16 protein-coding genes and 1 pseudogene are annotated in these 20593 nt (G+C 41.6%); 5 read left to right on the top strand and 12 right to left on the bottom strand.

Annotated features, from left to right (window positions below):
* Positions 1-23 precede the first annotated feature (23 nt).
* From J8Z28_RS02530 to J8Z28_RS02495, 8 genes and pseudogenes are all read right to left on the bottom strand, one after another.
* Complete coding sequence (locus tag J8Z28_RS02530; protein ID WP_250659829.1) at positions 24-1424, bottom strand: AAA family ATPase; 1401 nt, start codon at positions 1422-1424, stop codon at positions 24-26.
* Entirely contained in the window at positions 1424-2494 is a 1071-nt protein-coding gene (aroB, locus tag J8Z28_RS02525) for a 3-dehydroquinate synthase (protein ID WP_250659828.1), read from the bottom strand. The genes J8Z28_RS02530 and aroB overlap by 1 nt, the downstream gene beginning before the upstream one ends.
* A 27-nt stretch (positions 2495-2521) precedes the next feature.
* The gene (gene aroK, locus J8Z28_RS02520) at positions 2522-3040 is read right to left on the bottom strand and encodes a shikimate kinase AroK (protein ID WP_036973192.1); all 519 of its coding nucleotides are present in this window, start codon (positions 3038-3040) and stop codon (positions 2522-2524) included.
* A gap of 179 nt (positions 3041-3219) precedes the next feature.
* A pseudogene (locus J8Z28_RS02515) lies at positions 3220-5313 on the bottom strand (type IV pilus secretin PilQ).
* Positions 5300-5836 carry a pilus assembly protein PilP gene (locus J8Z28_RS02510; RefSeq protein ID WP_054563337.1) on the bottom strand — a complete coding sequence of 179 codons (537 nt, stop codon included), beginning with the start codon at positions 5834-5836 and terminating at the stop codon, positions 5300-5302. Before J8Z28_RS02510 ends, J8Z28_RS02515 begins: the two are co-directional and overlap by 14 nt.
* Entirely contained in the window at positions 5833-6438 is a 606-nt protein-coding gene (locus tag J8Z28_RS02505; RefSeq protein WP_130167272.1) for a type IV pilus inner membrane component PilO, read from the bottom strand. The genes J8Z28_RS02510 and J8Z28_RS02505 overlap by 4 nt, the downstream gene beginning before the upstream one ends.
* The gene (locus J8Z28_RS02500; RefSeq protein WP_250659827.1) at positions 6428-7000 is read right to left on the bottom strand and encodes a PilN domain-containing protein; all 573 of its coding nucleotides are present in this window, start codon (positions 6998-7000) and stop codon (positions 6428-6430) included. The genes J8Z28_RS02505 and J8Z28_RS02500 overlap by 11 nt, the downstream gene beginning before the upstream one ends.
* The gene (locus J8Z28_RS02495) at positions 6988-8067 is read right to left on the bottom strand and encodes a pilus assembly protein PilM (RefSeq protein ID WP_054563334.1); all 1080 of its coding nucleotides are present in this window, start codon (positions 8065-8067) and stop codon (positions 6988-6990) included. The genes J8Z28_RS02500 and J8Z28_RS02495 overlap by 13 nt, the downstream gene beginning before the upstream one ends.
* 132 nt (positions 8068-8199) lie before the next feature.
* Between J8Z28_RS02495 and J8Z28_RS02490 the strand changes: the two genes are divergently transcribed.
* The gene (locus J8Z28_RS02490) at positions 8200-10704 is read left to right on the top strand and encodes a penicillin-binding protein 1A (protein ID WP_250659826.1); all 2505 of its coding nucleotides are present in this window, start codon (positions 8200-8202) and stop codon (positions 10702-10704) included.
* An 84-nt stretch (positions 10705-10788) separates the two neighbouring features.
* On the opposite strand, the gene metL is transcribed toward J8Z28_RS02490, so the two are convergent.
* Together metL and metB are read right to left on the bottom strand one after the other, a co-directional pair.
* Positions 10789-13134, bottom strand: a complete 2346-nt coding sequence (gene metL / locus J8Z28_RS02485; protein WP_250659825.1) for a bifunctional aspartate kinase/homoserine dehydrogenase II — start codon at positions 13132-13134, stop codon at positions 10789-10791.
* A 4-nt stretch (positions 13135-13138) separates the two neighbouring features.
* Positions 13139-14398: a cystathionine gamma-synthase gene (gene metB, locus J8Z28_RS02480; RefSeq protein ID WP_250659824.1), complete on the bottom strand. Its 1260-nt coding sequence runs from the start codon at positions 14396-14398 to the stop codon at positions 13139-13141.
* A gap of 224 nt (positions 14399-14622) precedes the next feature.
* On the opposite strand from metB, the gene metJ reads away from it, so the two are divergent.
* Positions 14623-14943 carry a met regulon transcriptional regulator MetJ gene (gene metJ / locus J8Z28_RS02475; RefSeq protein ID WP_036973203.1) on the top strand — a complete coding sequence of 107 codons (321 nt, stop codon included), beginning with the start codon at positions 14623-14625 and terminating at the stop codon, positions 14941-14943.
* Positions 14944-15036: 93 nt separating this feature from the next.
* Here metJ and J8Z28_RS02470 read toward each other — a convergent pair whose 3' ends face one another.
* Positions 15037-16278, bottom strand: a complete 1242-nt coding sequence (locus J8Z28_RS02470) for a malic enzyme-like NAD(P)-binding protein (RefSeq protein WP_054552813.1) — start codon at positions 16276-16278, stop codon at positions 15037-15039.
* A 535-nt stretch (positions 16279-16813) separates the two neighbouring features.
* Entirely contained in the window at positions 16814-17029 is a 216-nt protein-coding gene (gene rpmE / locus J8Z28_RS02465; protein ID WP_036973208.1) for a 50S ribosomal protein L31, read from the bottom strand.
* Between the two features lie 233 nt (positions 17030-17262).
* On the opposite strand from rpmE, the gene priA reads away from it, so the two are divergent.
* From priA to hslV, 3 genes are all read left to right on the top strand, one after another.
* Positions 17263-19443 (top strand): primosomal protein N', encoded by a 2181-nt coding sequence (gene priA, locus J8Z28_RS02460; RefSeq protein ID WP_250659823.1) that lies wholly within the window; start codon positions 17263-17265, stop codon positions 19441-19443.
* A gap of 16 nt (positions 19444-19459) precedes the next feature.
* A complete protein-coding gene (locus J8Z28_RS02455) occupies positions 19460-19987 on the top strand; it encodes an SPOR domain-containing protein (protein ID WP_054552815.1) in 528 nt (175 codons plus the stop codon).
* 80 nt (positions 19988-20067) lie between these two features.
* The gene (gene hslV, locus J8Z28_RS02450; RefSeq protein ID WP_054552816.1) at positions 20068-20586 is read left to right on the top strand and encodes an ATP-dependent protease subunit HslV; all 519 of its coding nucleotides are present in this window, start codon (positions 20068-20070) and stop codon (positions 20584-20586) included.
* Positions 20587-20593: the final 7 nt, after the last annotated feature.

Genomic DNA, 20593 nt, shown 5'->3' with positions numbered 1-20593 from the left:
ATTTTACACTAATCAGTTTTAATTTACTGATTTAGTGAAGCGATTTCTTGTTTAATTTTACTTATTTTTTTATAAAACGGCTGATTTTTACGCACATTATCAGAAAGTGTTGTTACGCCCTTCTTAGCATCATTCAATGTGGCATAACTGCCATAAGTGACAATCCACCACGGCTTACCGCTCCGTAAGCTTTGGTAAGTATTTACCTGACCTTGCAAGCCATTTTCATTAATAAACTTATCGCTGATCTCTTGCTTAGTGACCGCTAGTAATTGGATTACAAAATTGTCGTCTGGCTGAGACAAATACCACGCATTCCCTGCTAATGGCTGCTCTGCTTCAATTGCAGACTCAGCTTGCTCAGCATCGCTGATAATGGCTGCTACAACTTCATCTGTGGTTGGTTGCTCAGTCTCTTGTGTAACTGGCTCTACTGGCAAAAGGCTATCAACAATCGCAGCCACGTTATTGTTATGGTTTTCATTTTCAGGTTTTTTATTGTCAGAGCCATCAACTGGCATCTCGGTTTCCAGAGTCGTGTTGTCATCATCATTAGTAGCAACTGGCTGCTGTGCTGGAGGCTCATCTTGAGCTTGTTCTAGAACAGGCTCTTTGCTTGCTTCTGGGCTATTTATTACTGCTTCTGCAGGCAGTGCTGTTGCCACAGAGCTTGTTGTATCTTGTTGGTAATGTGCTTTCCACCACTCGGTCATATCAGCTTTATATAAAAAGCCAATGATCAACAGCATGGTTGTGATTAAGAGCAAAATTACATAAAGCAGTTTATAGCTTTTCTCGGGTGCGCGAATATCCGCGGTTTGCTGTTCAGGCTCCCAAGCTAGCAATAAGGCAGGGTTACCATGCGCTTCTTGTAAAAATGTGCGAAAAACTGGGTCTTCTTCAACAGGTAGGTTATCGAAAAACCAACGCATAAGTTGCTTACTTTCGCTCAAGTTAAGCGCTTCAAGGTGAATTTCGACCGCTTGGCTAAACTGGCCGACCGATTGTGATGCAATTAGTATGTATAACGTGCTCGGGCTTTGATTGGCAATAATTTCTAATTGCTGAATTAGCTCTTCAGATAAATGACGCCCTCCATCAATCACCCATAAACAATCACCACAAGGCTGTTGCTTGTAGAGTTGATAGAAGTTTTCAGACAAACTTAAAGAATGATCAATTAGCGGGTTGCTAAAGCTTTGTTCTAACAGTTCAGTCATAAACTGTTGGTCGGTCATTTTTCCAGACAACTGAACAAACGCTTTATTAAAGTCGAGGTATTTATCAGTAATGAAGGTTTCTAATAAATAGCTTTTACCAAGGCCTGACGGGCCAAGTAAGCAAATTAGATTTTGCCCATATTCAAACTGCAGAGCGATTCGATCAACTAGCGCAGCACGGCTAGGCAATATTTGCGATTGCATTAGCGCGCTATTAAATCACAAACCTGCTGATCAGTAACATCACTTACCAGCGCACATTGACCAAATTGAGTAGGTAGAATAAAGCGAATCGTACCTTTTTTGTTTTTCTTATCTTTACGCATGTGCGTTAAAAACTGCTCGCTTGTCATTTCTGCCGGAATATCGACTGGTAAATCATACTCAGCAATCAATTTAACAATGCGTTCAACTTCTGCAGTAGTTAGGTCATCACGGGTATGTGCAAGGCGTGCTGCCAGCACCATACCTGCCGCAACGGCTTCGCCGTGTAGCCAGTTACCGTAACCCATTTGTGCTTCGATAGCATGACCAAAGGTATGCCCTAGGTTAAGTAAGGCGCGTAAACCTGCTTCTTTTTCATCTTGCGCAACAATCAAGGCTTTGATTTCACAACAACGGTAAATCACATGCTGCAATGTTTGCTCATCAAGTGATTTAAGATTAGCGATATTTTGCTCTAGGTAAGCAAATAATTCAGTGTCGTAAATGAGGCCGTATTTAATGACTTCTGCCATACCGGCTGCGAATTCACGCTCAGGTAAAGTATGAAGTGATTGCGTATCAATAAATACTGCTTGTGGTTGGTAAAACGCACCAATCATGTTTTTACCAAGTGGATGGTTTACTGCCGTTTTGCCACCAACCGATGAATCCACTTGCGAGAGCAAGGTAGTTGGTACTTGAATAAAAGGCACGCCACGCTGATAACATGCAGCAACAAAACCCGTTAGATCACCCACTACACCGCCACCTAAGGCAATAAGGCATGTATCTCGACCACAGTTATGTTCAAGTAAGAACGCCGAAATCTTTTCAAACCACTCAAGTGATTTATATTGTTCGCCATCAGGGATGGTAAAAGATAACGGGTTAAGATCAGCCAACGACGTCATTACATCATCAAGATATAAAGGTGCAATGGTGTCGTTGGTGATAATGATAGGTCGACAATCGCTGATGTGCTCGCGTAGCCGACCAGTCTCTTTAAGAGCAGATTGACCAATATAAATAGGATAACTTCGCTCGTCCAAATTAACTGTTAATTCAAGCATAGCTAGTTTCCTTTTTATTATTGGTTTTTAAAAATCTAATTTCTCGATGATTTGATTAGCAACAACTTTCGCGCTTTGCTCATCAGTGCGGACAACAAAATCAGCAACTTCTTTGTATAACGGTTCGCGTTCTTCAGCTAAGCGTTCTAATACATCACGCGGTGCTTCTTCTGTTTGCAATAATGGGCGACGCTTGTCGCGCTGCGTGCGTGCAACTTGCTTTTCGATTGGTGTCTCTAGGTATACAACGATACCGCGAGCAGATAGCTTGTTACGCACTTCTTTACTGATCACAGAACCACCACCAGTAGCAAGAACAATACCTTGCATCTCAGTTAGGTCTGAAATTACAGTTTCTTCACGAAGTCGAAAGCCCTCTTCACCCTCAAGATCGAATACCCAAGCAATGTCTGCTCCAGTACGACGCTCGATCTCTTGATCTGAATCGAAAAATTCAAGGTGTAATTGGTCAGCAATGTGACGACCAATTGTGCTTTTGCCAGCCCCCATAGGGCCCACTAGAAATATATTACGTTTCTCAGCCATATCTTTTTAGTACAAACGAACTCTAAAATTTGAAATAAAACCCCGCCTAACGACCTGGCCCCAAAATTAAGGAGGGGATTATCTCAGTAATTGCTTGGGTATTTCAAGTCAATTAGCATAAAAAGCCAGATAACGAGCAATTAAACATGCTAATTGCTCGTTGCTTAAGAAAAAATCACTTAATCGATTTGAATTTTTGGTGTTACAAAGATTAACAGCTCTTTCTTCTCGTTAAATTCACTCGTACTTTTGAACAATACGCCTAAGTAAGGAATATCGCCTAACAGAGGTACTTTCTTAGTTGAGTTAACGATTTGCTGTTGGAAGATACCACCAAGCACCACAGTTTGGCCGTTTTCTACTAATACCTGAGTTTGAATTTCTTGGGTATTAATTGCTACAGCAGAACCTGTTGGTGTTTGTACTGTATCACCACGCGTATCTTGCGTGATAACGAGATCTAAAATCACTTTGTTATCAGGGGTGATATGTGGCGTTACTTATAAGCTCAATACTGCTTTTTTAAAGGTTACTGTCGTTGCACCACTTGATGCTGCTTCAACGTATGGGATCTCAGTACCTTGCTCAATACGGGCTTTTTGTTGGTTAGCCGTCGTAATACGAGGACTTGCGATAATCTCACCACGGTTTTCTTCTTCAAGGGCACTTAGCTCTAAATCTAATATAGTGCCGTTAGCTAATTTAGCTACTTGAACACCAATACTACCCGCAGGGCTAGAAACCGGTAAGTTAACATTTAAGCGGTCAGAAATACTTGGGATATTATCGTAAGAGCCAGCACCAAACATGCCACCAGCGCCCTCTAATGTGCCAGAGATAGCACCGTCGCTACCTACATCGCTGATACCCCAGCGCACACCTAAGTCTTCTTGCACGTTATCATTCACTGTTACCATACGTGATTCAATCACCACTTGCTTAACAGGAATATCTAAAGTTTCCACCATACGGCGCACGCTTTCGATGCTTTTCGCTGTATCTTTGATAAGTAAGGTATTAGTACGTTTATCAACAGACACACTGCCTCGCGCAGAAATAATGCTGTTGGTGTCTGTTTTCAATAAGTCAGCAAACTCTTCTGCTTTAGCATAGTTAAGGCGGATATATTCACTGTAAAGTGGCTCTAAATCCTCAACTTGCTGTTTTGCCTTAAGCTCTTTTGCTTCACGTGCGGCAAGCTCTTCTGATGGTGCAACCATCAAAATAGTACCGTCCATGCGCTTATCAAGACCTTTAATTTTAAGCACAACATCAAGTGCCTGATCCCAAGGAACACCATCTAAACGCAATGTAATATTGCCTGTAACTGAGTCACTGGTTACTAAATTAAACTCGTTATAGCCTGCAATAATCTGTAGCACAGAGCGAATTGGAATATCTTGGAAGTTAAGGCTCATTGGGCGACCTTGATATTCAATACCGCCTTCGAGGTAGGCACGCTGCGTATCATCTTTTTCAACAGTTAGCGTAAAGATATTTTCAATTTGTTGGTGAGTAAACTTAAACGCTGCATTTGGCTCAACCACAATGCGCGTCATATTACCTTCTTTGAAGGTTTCGATGTTACTTACAACCGTACCAAAATCCATCACATCTAATTGATACAATAAGTCGTCTAAAATATCAGTGTGGTGGAACTCAGCAATAATTTTGCCGCCACTCTCATGAACATCAATTGCTGCTTGTGTATCTTGTAAAAAAACTAACAGGCGAGCTTCGCCTTTCTCACCACGGCGAAAATCAATCGACTGTACTGTATTAATAAAGTTGCTAGACGCTGTCAGTCCATCCGCTGAATCATCCGTTGCGATTGGGTTATCTGAAACATGCAAAGTAACGATATTGTCTTTCGCCATTGTTTTATAAATTTTTAGCTTATCTAACGTTACAACAACTTTTAAACCGTCTGCGGTCAAGGTGCTGGTTACATGCTGGATACCTGCTTGGTTAACTGGCACATCACGTACTTCATTATCAACACCTACATTACTGAAAAGCATTTCAATACGAGCTGGGGCGTTATATACCTGAACTTTTGGTTCAAATGTTAGCGCTTCATCAAATACTAGCTGTAATTGTGTTTCGCCTTTCATTAGCGGGTTATAACGTACGTCATACAGTAAAGGGGCAGCGATTGCTGTCTGCGTCAAAATTAAGGCTAATGCAGCTAACATGAATTTATGCATGTGTTTTAACCAAGCCATTCCTTTATGCATCTTCTTTTTACCTTTCATAAGATTAACTTGCACCATTTGTTTCCGCCTCTAACATTTCTAGCTTAGTCAGGCGCTCTTTCCAACAACCAGCCCCATCCGGGATTAATTCTAATAATTCTATATAATTGTCGTGCACTTGTTTAATTTCACCGTGATACAAACCAATATAATTACCTACAGTAACTCGATAAAGCGTATCGTCTGCAGCTTTTATCAGCGCCCACGTATTACCAACACGGCCAATAGTTCCTTGCATAACAAGGTTATCTAGCGGGTACTTTTCAAGTGGTTGACGAACACGATCAGGATCTGGGTGTAAGCAGTTTTTAACTTGCACTAAATTGCTCTGAATAATTTCCGGTTTAGGCGCCACAAATGGACTACGTAATTTTCCGGCATTATAAGCAAAGTGCTCGAACTTAGTGATCTCAGGAATCGGCTCAACTTTAGGTGTTGTACTTGCTTTAACCTGATCAATAAACTCTTTTTGTTCTGAAGTATCATCATTACACGCGCTAAGTACAAGTGTCATGGCAATAATTAAGGGAAGCTTTTTCATTTTTTAGTGCCCCCTTCATAACGATAAGTCTTAGCAACAACACTAAAAGTGAGTTCATTATTGCCGAGAGTTTGGATTGTAAAATCATGCAAACTTACAATTCGCGGTAACTGAGCAACTTTACCAACAAATTCACCAAATTCATGGTACGTCCCGACGACTTCTATTTTAATTGGCAGCTCTGTATAAAACTCTTTTTCAACTTCAGGTAACCAGCCAATTTTCAAAAACGTCAAACCACTAGTAGTACCAACGTAAGATAAGTCGTCTAACAAACCAGGTGTCTCGTTCGAGGTTGGTAAGCGTTTTAAAAGCTGCGAGAACTTATCTTCCATCTCAACCATTTGCTGGCGATATAATTCTAGGTTACTCGCAATTGCATATTTTGCTTTGTATGTTTGGCGAAGCTCAGTTTCTTTGGCTACCGCACTGTGATAACTGGCGATTTCGTCAGAAACTAATAAGCTGTAACTAAAGTATAAAACCAGCGCAGCCACAAACGCACAGCACAGAGCTTTAACAGCAATAGGCCAATCGCCCATGTTTTCAAGCTCAATTTCATTCCAATCTATGTCAGTTAACGCTTTGATATCAAGGTTCATTGCGTGCCTCACCTATCTGATCAAATGGTTTAACGTAAAAATCCATATTAAAGTCACTCAATAATCTTGAGGTTTGTTCACCTGCGACAATACCTTGCATAATAGGTCGCTCTAATAAATACGAGCCTTGAACTTGACGCAGCATGGTAGATAAACGGTTATTTGATTCACTGCGACCAATTACATGAATGCGGTCATCACGACGTTCAAGTTTCGTTAAATAAACCCCAGCAGGAACAATCTTGGCGACTTCATCCATGATTTGTGTACCTAGGTTACGGTTACTTTGTAGCTCTTCGATTAGACGCATACGCTGTTGTAAGTTTTCTTTTTTCTTATCAAGTTCGTTAATTTCACGAATACGTTGGTTCAATAAAGCTATTTCTGTATTCAAAAAGTTATTTTTTACATTTTGCCCATCGCGTAATCCGCCATAAAAAGAACTTAGTAAATACATACTTAAGAAGCTAATAACAACAACACCAAACAACACAGTGACGAACTTATTTTGTGAGTCTTTTCTTTGTTGTTCGCGCCAAGGCAGCAGATTTATATGTGGCATGATGAAAAGCTCCTTAATGCCAATCCTGTGGCTATCGCAAATTGAGTGCGGTGACGCTGCAACATATTGCGATCAATCTTTGGCGAAATTTCAATGTTAGCAAATGGCTCTGCAACAACAGTGTGAATGCCTAGCTCTTCAATTAGGAGCCTATCTAAGCCTTCGATCATAGCAGTGCCGCCAGTCAGAACAATGTAATCAACTTGATCTTTACCACTGGTTGTTAAGAACATCTGCACTGCACGACGAACTTGTTGTAACAATGAAGTTTGGAATGGGGCTAAAACTTCGAAGGTATAATTTGGTGGTAAATCACCTGTAGTTTTACCAATTTCAGCTTCATCAAAGCTTTTGTTGTAATACGCAACAATGCTATTGGTATACTGGTCGCCACCAAATACTTGGTCACGGGTGTAAATTGTTTCACCTTCTTGTACAACGCTAACCAGCATCAGCACAGCACCAATATCAACCACAGCGACACATTTATTGTATGCATCACTAGGTAATTGTTGATAATACACATCCATTGCTCGACTTAGCGCATAAGTTTCTACATCGACAACCGCAGCCTTTAAATTGGCTGTTTCAAGAGCGCCAACTCGCGCTTGCACACTTTCAGTTCGCGCAGCAGAGAGAAGAACATTCACTTTACTTGGATCAGCTTCATTGATGGCAAGTTTTTCAAAATCGATATTTACTTCATCAAGTGGGTATGGGATTAAACTATCAGCTTCGATGGCAATTTGTGACTCTAATTCAGCATCTGTTAATGATACATCCATAAAAATCACTTTCGTAATTACAGTTTGACCTGAAACAGCTACTGCTGCGGTTTGCACTGATTTAGGAATTTTTCTTTTTAGTTTAGCGATAACATTACCTATCGCTTCTATGTCTTGAATAGAACGCTCAGACATAGCGCCTTTAGGCATAGGTTCAATAGCTAACGCTTCAAGCCGCAAACCTGCGTCTGTCTCTTGCAACAACACTGCTTTTATACAGTGCGATCCGATGTCGATTCCTACCATCATAGATGAAGGCTTTTTAAATAGCTGACTTAGCATGTTTGCAACTTGGCCTTTGTTTTAATAATAAACAAGTTATAATTTTTATCTGAAAAAATATTATTCATTTTTTAATCAATATATACTAGCAGTCTCCGATTCTAATTGGGAGTCCATTTAGGGAAAATATAAGTGATTTTATTAAAGCGAACTTTACAATTTATTATCATCTGCTCATTTTTAGGACTAATCACTTTAGTTGGTCTATACTATTACGTTAAACCTGATATTCCTAGCGTACAGGTTCTAAAAGACGTTCAATTACAGACACCTATGCAGGTATTCTCACGAGATGGATTATTGATTAACCAATTCGGTGAAAAACGCCGCATTCCCGTTACAATAGATCAAATCCCCCAACCATTAATCGATGCAATTTTAGCAACAGAAGATAACCGTTTTTACGAGCATATCGGTATCGATCCAATTGGTATCGTACGTTCAGCCATTGTACTCATATCTACAGGCGAAAAGAAACAAGGCGCAAGTACTATAACCATGCAGCTTGCCCGTAACTTCTTCTTAACTAGAGAAAAAGCATACATTCGTAAGGTCAAAGAGATCTTCATCGCTTTACATATTGAAAGTATATTAAGTAAAGACGAAATCCTCGAATTATATTTAAATAAAATTGAATTAGGTAACCGCGCTTTTGGTATTGGTGCAGCTGCACAAGTTTACTACGGCAAAGACCTCAATGAGCTTACTTTAGCGCAAATGGCGATGATCGCTGGCTTACCTAAAGCTCCTTCAGCCCTTAACCCTATTCGCAACCCTGTACGCGCAAAGGCACGTCGCAACGTTGTACTAGGCCGTATGTATACCGAAAAGTATATTACACAGAGTGAATACGAAGAGGCTATCAATGCACCAATTACAGCTAAATTCCATGGTGCAGAAATTGAAGTGTACGCCCCTTATATCTCTGAGATGGTGCGTGCTGAAATGGTTGAACGCTATGGTCATGAGCGTGCTTACAATACTGGTTTTAAAGTTTACACCAGTGTTGATTCAAATATTCAGCAAGCTGCACAAGATGCCATAGTTGATAATCTGCACGCTTACGACATGCGTCATGGCTACCGTGGTGCTACGGCTCAGTTATGGGACAGTGAAAACGAAAGTCCACTTAACCAAGAAGAGATCTTATCTAAATTAAAAGATGTCAAAGAGTTTGGTCCACTATTAGCGGGTGTTGTAACTAATGTCGCTGAACAATCAATTGATGTGCTATTAAAAAGCGGCGAACAAGTGACGGTTGAGTGGGATGGTCTAAAATGGGCACGCAAATATATTACCCGTTACCGTCAAAGTTTCGCACCAAAAACGGCTACTGAAATTTTATCAGCGGGAGCGCAAATTTGGCTGCGTAAAAATGCAGATGAAAGCTACATTCTTAGCCAAGTGCCAGAAGCATCGAGCGCACTTGTTTCACTTGACCCACAAGATGGTCGTATTAAAGCCATTGTCGGTGGTTACAGCTTTGAACAAAGCCAATACAATCGCGCAGTTCAAGCAAAACGCCAGGTTGGTTCAAACATCAAGCCATTTATTTATTCAGCAGCACTTGAAAACGGCTACACACTCGCTTCAATTCTTAACGATGCACCAATTAATCAATGGGATAAAAGCCAAGGTGTAGCATGGCGCCCTAAGAATAGCCCGGCGGTTTACAATGGCCCTATCCGAATTCGCCGTGCACTCGCTCAATCGAAAAACGTAATTTCTGTCCGTTTACTACGTGGTGTAGGTCTTGAACGTACTGCAGATCACTTACTTAAGTTTGGTTTTTTAAATAGTGATATTAACCGTAGCGAGTCATTGGCCCTAGGTAGTGCCTCAATCACTCCTCTTGAACTAGCTCGCGGGATGAGTACTTTCGCCAATGGCGGCCACTTAATTACCCCTTACTTTATTTCTGAAATTCAGGATTCTGCTGGTAATGTGTTATTCAAAGCAGAGCCAGAACTGGCCTGTGATGAACCAGAGCAAGTTGTTACACCAGAGTTTGCATCATTAGATGATAACCAATTGGATCAAGCACAAAGTTTGAGCACGCCACGTTGTGCACCGCGTATCATTTCAAAGCAAAATGCATTCTTAATTTCGCAAGCTATGCACAGTGCAATTTGGGGTGGTGGTAGCTGGACTCACAAAACAGGCTGGAGTGGTACAGGCTGGCGTGCACAGGCGCTTGACCGTCGTGATCTAGCAGGTAAAACAGGTACTACCAATGATTCGGTTGATACCTGGTTCAGTGGCTTTAACCGCAATGTGATGACCTCGGTATGGGTTGGTTTTGATAACCCTGGAAAAGCCCTTGGCCGTTCGACCTACAATAGTAACCTCGATAAATCACAAATCTCTGGTGCAGAATCAGGTGCTAAAACCGCGCAACCTGCATGGGTCGACTTTATGCGTGCAGCCCTCGATGGCACGCCAGAAGCACCTATTGAGTTTCCTGAAGGTTTGGTATCGGTTCGTATCGACTTAGCAACAGGTCTTTTAAGCCATAAGAATGACTACACCAGCCGTTTTGAGTACTTCATTAAAGGCACAGCACCAACCAAGTACGTACTTGATCAACCAACAGACGTATTTGAAGAAAAGCTCAGCACAGAGGAAGAGTTGTTCTAAATAAGTGAATTGCTATTTTGAAACAATAAAAAAGCGCCCTTCTGGGCGCTTTTTGCTTAGCTATTTAAACTAAGATCAGCAAAATTATTTTAGGTTATTTACCAGCCAATACAGGTCTGAATGAACCCCAGCGGCAGTGACTTCTTTACCCGCTCCCGGGCCTTGGATCACTAATGCATTATCTGTATACCACTGCGAATTGATCACAAAGATGTTATCGCCCGGTTTAAGGCTTGCTAATACATCATCTTTGCCAACATTGACTAAACCGACTTGAGCCTGAACCTTACCATCAACGAGTGTAATAGCACCGGTATAGCGCACTACTTTATCTTCAGCTGCAGCTTGCGCTGCTTTTTCTGTCATGAATTCATCGAGTAGCTGTTTGTTTACAAGAAAATCTTGCCAGCTACCTGCTGCAAGCTGTTCAGGCATAAGTGGTGTCAAAGCAATATCATCTAGCTCTAAATCAAGGCCTAGATCACGCGCTAAAATCAGTAGTTTACGCTGCATATCACGGCCAGATAAGTCTTCACGAGGATCTGGCTCTGTATAGCCCATTTGCTGAGCTTGAAGCACTAAATCTGAAAACGGCACGCTGCCATCATAACTGCTACATAACCACGATAAAGTACCCGAGAATACCCCTTCAATACGGTTAATGCTGTCTCCGCTATTTTGCAAATCAGCTAAAGCAAAGTTAATCGGCAAACCTGCGCCCACACTTGTGTTATAACGCCACAACAAGTTTCGCTCAGCCAAATTAGTGCGTAGGTTTTGATACCAGCTATTTTCTGCAGTGCCCGCATATTTGTTTGCACTGATCAAATGACAGTTAAGTTCTACAAAATCAGGATACAACTGACTAAAAGCCTCACTGGCAGTGATATCAATCACCACTTTGTGCTCATAATCTAGCTCATTGATACGTGCTAATAACTCAGCTTTGTCGTAGCTTTGCGCTTCATTGTGCCACTGTTCTTGCCATGTTTCGGTATTTAAACCACTAGCACTAAAAAGCATTTGTTTAGAGCGTAAAAGAGCTACTACTTTTACTTTGTACTGAGCAGATAAACGAGCAAACTGAGCTTGTAGTTGCGATAAAAACACTTCGCCTACATTACCAAGGCCAGCAACGATAATGGCCAACTCTTGACCTTTGTTTACCAGCTTGTCATGTAGAAGAGTTAAAACATCACTGTCAATTGCCTGATCGTTTAAGATCAACACATAGTTATCGTCTTGTTGTACAAAACGCGGATGAATGCTTTGCTCTTTTAAAAGCGCTGTTGCTTGCTCTGTCAGCGCAATTACATCTGCCGTTGGTGCAACCACTGCACAACCACTTAAATTAGACTCGACAATATTTGCACGGCCCGCTAAGTGGCTTACAACTTGGTGAGTGCTTTGACCTGGCACTAATAAGTAAGTATCGCCATCTTTAGTAAAGTGGTGCAGGCTGTGTTGAATTAACTGACTAAGTTCACCGACTTCACCACTGCTTAGTTTATCAACCCGTAATAAATCGATGTTATCTAAGGTAGTAATAAAACGCTTTGCTTTACTGTAGCCTTCTTTTACTACTTCGGTTGGCGTTGCATCGCAATCAAAGCTACTTCTTACCACCAGTTTGATTTCTGAGTCTTTTAACGGCGACAAGGTTTTTGCATGCAATACTGGGTTACCTAAACGCGCTAATAGGTTAGCTTGCTCGCGGCATACCTTGGCGTACTTAACCGCATTTTTAACTTTCCGAGGGTCAGTACTAAATACCCCTTGTGTGTCTGTCCATATAGACACTTGCTTAGCAAAAGTATAACTCGCTAACAAGGTGGCACTGTAATCACTGCCATTGCGGCCTAATGTCACCGTATTACCTTGGCAATCTGCAGCTATAAAACCCGTTACTACGTTGATATGTTTTCTGCTAATCGCATCACTGCATTGCTGTTGGTTTTTTTGATGTAAAAGCTGACCATCATTTAGAGTAAACAGCTGTCTTGCATCAACATCTTGCGCATCAACACCTAACTGACTTAGGTAAGCGGCCAATAAACGCGCCGACCACACTTCACCATGAGCAAGTAAAGGTGCTTCAAGTAACTGCTGCTGACTAATTAATTCATTTAATACAGCAAGTTCATCTTTTAACTGTGCCAACGCCTGTTGTTTATTCTGCCCTATAAGTAGCTGCTCAATAAGCGCACGTTGATTGTTATCAATAAGCAATAGAATATCGCTAACAGCTTGGCTATCTTGCTGCTGGTAACTTTGCCAAAGCTTTACCAGGGTATCGGTTGTTTTACCCGATGCCGACACAACGACGCAATCGCCCTGCTCAGTATTCGCAAGAACGATGTTCGCTACCGCATGATAACGATCTGCCGAGCTTAAGCTTGAGCCACCAAATTTATGAACAATATTTACCATTTTTCTACCACAATGCCGTATGTGCTGGCGTTAACTTAAATGACGCGTTTTGTTGTGTATCTTGCTGTGCTTGCTTAGCTTCAGCTTTTGTAACTTGCTGGCCTTGACCTGGTTTTACTAAATTGAAAACACGGTCTAAATCTGCAATGAGATCTTTTACGTCTTCAATACCTACAGAAATACGGATCAGCGTATCGCCCACACCGGCTTCAAGGCGCGCTTTAGGCTCCATGCCTGCGTGGGTCATTGTTGCAGGGTGACAAATCAAGCTTTCTACCCCACCTAGCGACTCAGCAAGGCTAAAATCTTTAAGACTAGTTAAAAACGCAGCAGCATCGTTAATGTCGCCTTTAATATCAAAGCTCACCATGCCACCAAAACCACGTTGCTGTGCTTTAGCAAGCTCATGTTGTGGGTGAGAAGCAAGGCCTGGGTAGTAAACTTGGCTTACATAAGGTGAACTCTCTAAATACTCAGCAATGGCAAAGGCATTTTCTTGGTGCTGCTTTAAACGTACATTCAAAGTACGTAAACCACGAAGCGTTAAGTAGCTGTCAAATGGTGCACCAGTAATACCGATATTATTCGCCCACCAAGCAAGCTCATCGCCTAGCTCTTGCGTTGCAGCTATCACTACACCGCCCACTACATCAGAGTGACCATTGATGTATTTAGTGGTTGAGTGCACAACAATATCAACACCAAACTCAATTGGGTTTTGTAATGCAGGTGATAAGAAGGTGTTGTCAGCCGCAACCAAAGCACCGCACTGCTTAGCAATGCTAGTGATTGCTTTAATATCTGTTAAACGCAAGATTGGGTTACTTGGCGTTTCAATCCAAATCAACTTAGGTTTAATCGCTAAAATTTCTTGGAGATTTTCAGATTTAGTTAAATCCAAAACTTTTAGTTTTAACAGGCCACGTTTTTCAAGCGAGGTGAATAAACGGTAACTACCGCCATAACAGTCATGTGGGATCACTAACGTATCGTCACTGTTTAATAGCTGAGTGGCTAAATGCACAGCAGACATACCTGTTGCAGTTATAATACCTCTAGCACCACCTTCAAGCTCAGCTAAGGTTTCAGCTAAGATATCGCGATTTGGATTACCGCTACGACCATAGTCATACTGGCGCTTAGTATCAAAATCAGCAAACGAATAGGTGGTTGATAAGTAAATTGGTGGTACAACCGCACCATGATGTTTATCGGCTTCGATGCCGTGACGAACAGCAATCGTCGCTTTATTTTTTTCGCTCATTTCATCACCTATTCTTAAATTGGATGTTTAGACGTCTAAAAGGTTAGATGATCAAATATGAGAAGTCAAAGCATTTATGGCTTACACATAGAAGTTTATACATTTACACCACTAGATGGCTAAATAACTAGTATTTGACTATCTTTTTTAAAGAGATAGAATTTCCGCATCTTGCGCTGTGAATAAGGCGTAAATCACTGACAACCGAGGCAACGAAACAACTTATGGCTAAATGGAACGGTGAATACATTCACCCATATGCAGAACACGGTAAAAAATCAGAACAAGTAAAAAAGATTACCGTATCGATCCCACTTAACGTATTAAAAGTATTAACTGACGAGCGTACACGCCGCCAGATCAATAACCTGCGTCATGCGACGAACAGTGAGTTATTGTGTGAAGCTTTCTTACATGCTTTTACAGGTCAACCATTACCAAATGATGACGACCTACGTAAAGACAACCCTGAAAAGGTACCTGAAGAAGTTAAAAGAATTATGCAAGAAATGGGATTAGATATCCCAGTGCTTGATTCAGAATAAGTATTTCGGCCATCGGATCACCGCCGATAATCGCAGATATAAAAAAACTCAGCCTAGGCTGAGTTTTTTATTGCGCGTTATAACTAATTAAATTTAACGCATGTAATCTTCTGGCATGTCGATTTGCGCCACACCCGACTCTACTGCCGCTTCAGCAACAGCACGTGCAATACGTGGTAATAAACGCGGATCCATAGGCTTAGGAATGATGTACTCGGCACCAAACTCAAGTGACTCAACGCCAGCCGCTTTTAATACTTCACTTGGTACAGGCTCTTTCGCGATACCACGAATAGCATGAACTGCAGCAATTTTCATTTCATCATTAATTGCCGTTGCACGAACATCTAACGCACCACGGAAAATGAATGGGAAACAAAGCACGTTATTTACTTGGTTAGGGAAATCAGAACGACCCGTTGCCATAATTAAATCGTTACGCGCACTGTGTGCAACTTCTGGAGCAATCTCAGGATCTGGGTTTGAACATGCAAACACGACTGGCTTATCTGCCATCAGCTTAAGATCATCTGCAGTTAACAGGTTAGGACCTGATACACCAACGAATACATCAGCATCAGCAATTACATCTTGTAATGTACGCTTATCCGTATTGTTAGCAAATAATTGCTTATACTCGTTTAAGTCATCACGACGTGTATGGATCACACCTTTACGGTCAAGCATATAAATGTGTTCACGCAGTGCGCCACACTTAATTAAAAGCTCCATACAAGCAACAGCAGCGGCACCGGCACCTAAACATACGATGATAGCATCTTCGATATCTTTACCTTGCACTTCAAGAGCGTTAAGCATACCAGCAGCAGTCACAATAGCTGTACCATGTTGGTCATCGTGGAAAACTGGAATATCACAGCGCTCAATAAGCGCTTTTTCGATTTCAAAACACTCAGGCGCTTTAATATCTTCAAGGTTGATACCACCAAACGTATCAGCGATGTTAGCAACCGTATTAATGAAATCTTCTGTTGTGCGGTGTTTAACTTCAATATCAATTGAATCAAGACCAGCAAAACGTTTGAATAGTAACGCTTTACCTTCCATTACAGGTTTTGATGCAAGCGGACCTAAGTTACCTAAACCTAAAATTGCGGTACCGTTTGAAATAACTGCAACCATGTTACCTTTGCCTGTGTATTTATAGGCATTTGCTGGATCAGCAGCAATTTCACGGACGGGTTCAGCCACACCAGGGCTATAAGCTAAAGCGAGATCGTTAACCGTTTCGGCTGGCTTGGTTAGTTCAACACTAATTTTACCTGGAACGGGGTGAGCGTGGTAATGTAATGCTTGTTCACGAAAATCTGACATAACGCGATAGTATCCTGCAAAAAGTTAAAAAGTGAGAGAGCTTGCATCAGTACGATACCTGTAATGTATAAAAATTCCAAGTATTATCAGGTCTATCCTGTTATATGCTATATCGCTTAATTTTAAAGGATTTCCCAACAGTTTCTGCGCATAGTTGCGATTAATCAGACATAAAAATTCACCTATTTATGACCTTTTAAGCACGTGTTTTTGTATTTTATACGCACGTACACTGCAATTAGCCGAAATTAGTCCAAAATAGCCATTTCAACGAAGTTCACAGCATTTACTCACAAAGTTATTTAAATTTATTATTTTTAATAACTTTTATGAAAGTTTATACAAAAAAGAATATAGCCAAGGGATGGCACTTTGTCTGCAAAATTAGCGACATAATGGGCATAACAACCAGAAATAGTTATGCAAGATACATAAGTGAAGATGATAAGTAAGTAGCAGCGTTAATAATGAGTTTTGTGAATTTTAGGCATAAAAAAAGCACCCTAAGGTGCTTTTTTTAACTAAACAGCAGAGATTACTTCTTGCTGCTAAGTGCACCAAAGCGCTTGTTGAAACGATCAACACGGCCGCCAGTGTCTAAAATCTTTTGCTTACCAGTGTAAAACGGGTGACACTCAGAACATACGTCTAAGTGGATGTCTTTACAAAGAGTTGAGCTAGTTTCGAATTTGTTACCACATGAACAAGTTGCAGTGATAGCTTCGTACTTAGGGTGAATACCTTCTTTCATAGGGAACCTCTAGTTAAGGCCGTATCGCTCTCCAAACCCGAAGTTTGGCACCATACGCAGTTAATACAATTAATAGGCCGCGTATTTTATAGCTCAAGTGACCTTGCGACAAGCTTTAAATGCATCTTTCGCTAAAAAAATAATCAAGTGGGCTGTTGTTCAGTATTTGTTGGTAGGTTTTTAACAGTAATTTTAGTACATTATCTTTCTATCTTTGTTTCAGTTGAGTTGTTATGCACTTTGTAGAAGTTGCCATAAAAGTCCCTTTACAGCGTACCTTCGATTATAAAGTTGAACAGCTGCTGCATAGCCCTGAGTTAAAGCCTGGTATGCGGGTTCGCGTGCCATTTGGTAGTCAAAAAAAGGTTGCCGTGGTCTTGGCTCTTAAAACATCAACCGATGTTCCTGCTGACAAAATCAAGCCGATTATTGATGTTATAGACGATACGCCTGTTTTATCTGAGCAACATTTAGCATTACTTAAATTCACAGCACGCTACTACTGTTACCCATTGGGCGAGACCATTCATACAGCACTTCCGGCTGCATTAAGGCAAGGCGAATGCCCAGATAAAACCAGTATTAACATGGTTGAGCTGACCGATAAAGGTGCAAAACTGCCGTCGCTGAAAGCAAAAACCCAGTTAAGTTTATTAAAACAGCTAGCCGAATCAGGCAAATCATCGGTTACAGAATTAAAAGCACTCGGATTTACCAAAAAAACCATCGACAGTCTGCTCGATAAAGAACTGATCACCCAGTTTATTGAACATGATAACCAATGGCAGCAACGCGCGCCGACTGTTGGTAGCAAGCCGGTGCTTAATAAAGAGCAAGCTGTTGCCTGTACCAGCATTAACCAAGCTCGTGGCTTTACCAGCTTTTTGCTTGAAGGGGTTACCGGAAGTGGTAAAACCGAAGTGTATTTGCAATGCCTAGAAGAAGTGCTAAAAAAAGGTCAGCAAGCCTTAGTATTAGTGCCTGAAATTGGCTTAACACCACAAACGGTTAATCGTTTTCGTCGTCGCTTTCCTGATACCCCGATTATGCTATGGCACTCAGCACTGACAGATAACGAACGCTTACAGACCTGGCGTTTTTGTGAAAAAGGCAGCTGCGCTATAGTGATCGGCACACGCTCGAGTATTTTCTTACCTTTTTTATCTCTTGGCATGATCATCGTTGATGAAGAGCACGACAGCTCGTTTAAGCAACAAGATACACTACGCTATCATGCTAGAGATCTAGCCGCTTATAGAGCATACCAGCATAATATTCCTCTGGTTTTAGGCAGTGCCACACCAGCACTTGAGACCTTACATAAAGCAATTAATAACAAATACCAGCTGTTGAGCCTTACTGAGCGAGCTCAAACCAGCACCGATAACCAGTTCCACTTAATGGATATGAAAGGCCAGCCTGAACAAGCAGGTATTGCCCATGCCAGCCTTGCCTATATGCGCCAACATTTAGAACGTGGTAAGCAAGTGATGGTGTTTTTAAACCGTCGTGGTTTTTCGCCTACCCTTATATGCCATGAGTGTGGTTGGCTAAGTGAGTGCTCACGTTGTAGCACCAGTGCAACCTTTCATAAAGCCATTGGCCAGATGATTTGTCACCACTGTGGTGAACAACACCAAGTGCCTCATCAATGCCCGGATTGCGGCAGTACGCAGATTTTTCCAAATGGCAAAGGCACTGAACAAATCGAAGAGTTTTTAACACAAACCTTCCCTGACATTCCGATTAGTCGTATTGACCGAGATTCAACTCGTCGTAAAGGCAGCTTAGAAAAAGCGCTTGATGATATTAACCAAGGCGGTGCGCGTATCTTAGTTGGCACGCAAATGTTGGCAAAAGGCCACCACTTTGCCGATGTTAGCCTTGTTTTAATCCTAGATGTCGACAGTGGATTATATTCGTGTGATTTTCGCGCCACAGAGCATTTAGCGCAACTTGTTACGCAAGTGGCAGGCCGTGCTGGTCGCAGTGGTGAACCTGGGCAAGTATTATTACAAACTCACTTTCCTGAGCACCCGCTACTGCAAGACTTAGTTAATAATGGTTACCAAGATTTTGCCCGTTACGCACTCACAGAGCGAGAAGACGCGCAGCTTCCACCAATCACAAATATGGCTATGGTTCGTGCCGAAGGACATAACATAAATCAAGTGATGGATTTTTTAACTGATTTGGTTCCTGTCCAGAACGTATCTGGTATACAATTGCTCGGTCCGATACCTGCACCACTGGAACGTGTAGCAGGTAAATATCGCTTTCAGTTACATATTCAGGCGCAGGAACGCTCCCACTTACACCAATATTTAGCGCAAATGGTCGACTATATAAGTACCAGTAAATTAGCGCAAAAGGTGCGTTGGAGCTTAGATGTTGATCCTATAGATATGATTTAAAGGCCAATTAAGAGTCATGGCACAACACGATTACATAAATAAAAAACCAGCAAATCGAAATAATAAAAAACAAGCCCCGGCGAAAAAGCCCTTCCCTATTATTCTTGTTTTAATTGCGCTTATCTTAGTAGGCGGGTTTGGTTACGGCCTATGGTATATCAAACATAATGCTGATCCTGAGTTAGTAGAGCAGCAAGCAAACCCGACTAAAAAAGAAGAAGTAGTTATTCCACCACCTAAGACACCTGAATTTATCAAAGAGATTAAAGAGCACGAAGTTCAGGTTGAAGTAAAAGAAATTGAACAAAAAGGTCCATATGTAATGCAGTGCGGCTCTTTTAGAACATTAGAGCAAGCACAAACATTAAAAGCTAAAATCGCTTTTGCCGGCTTAGTGGCCGAAGTTAAGAAAACACAAGGCAGCAATGGTATTTGGTATAAAGTGCGCTTAGGCCCATACGAAACCAAACGTTTAGCCGAAAGTGACAAGAATAAACTTAAACGCATCAAAATAATGGGCTGCGGAATTTGGCTTTGGACTTGATTTTAGTTCATTCACCCATATAAACACCTCATCAATCGCTTTTTACGAGCGGCCTTGCCGCTCGATGATGAGGAATAATCATGACCACTATTGTAAGTGTACGCCGCGACGACAAGGTCGTTATTGGTGGCGACGGCCAAGTTTCACTTGGTAACACCGTAATGAAGGGCAACGCCCGCAAAGTTCGACGTCTTTATAATGGCAAAGTAATCGCTGGTTTCGCTGGCGGTACTGCTGATGCCTTCACCCTTTTCGAACGATTTGAAAGCAAACTAGAAATGCACCAGGGCAACTTAACCAAAGCTGCCGTAGAAATGGCCAAAGATTGGCGTAGTGATCGTGCACTTAGAAAGCTCGAAGCACTATTAGCAGTTGCAGACGAAACTGCTTCATTAATTATCACAGGTAACGGTGATGTTGTGCAGCCAGAAAACGACCTAATTGCGATTGGCAGTGGTGGTAACTTCGCGCAATCAGCAGCCACAGCGCTACTAGAAAACACCGACCTAAGTGCACGTGACATTGTAGAGAAAAGCCTTACTATTGCAGGCAACATCTGCGTATTCACGAATAATTTCCAAACTATTGAAGAATTGTAATAGGAAC

It is taken from the genome of Pseudoalteromonas sp. SCSIO 43088, assembly GCF_023650795.1.
Classification (GTDB): domain Bacteria; phylum Pseudomonadota; class Gammaproteobacteria; order Enterobacterales; family Alteromonadaceae; genus Pseudoalteromonas; species Pseudoalteromonas shioyasakiensis.
Note: the sequence above shows the minus strand (reverse complement) of the source record. Positions and strands in the feature narration are given on the sequence as shown.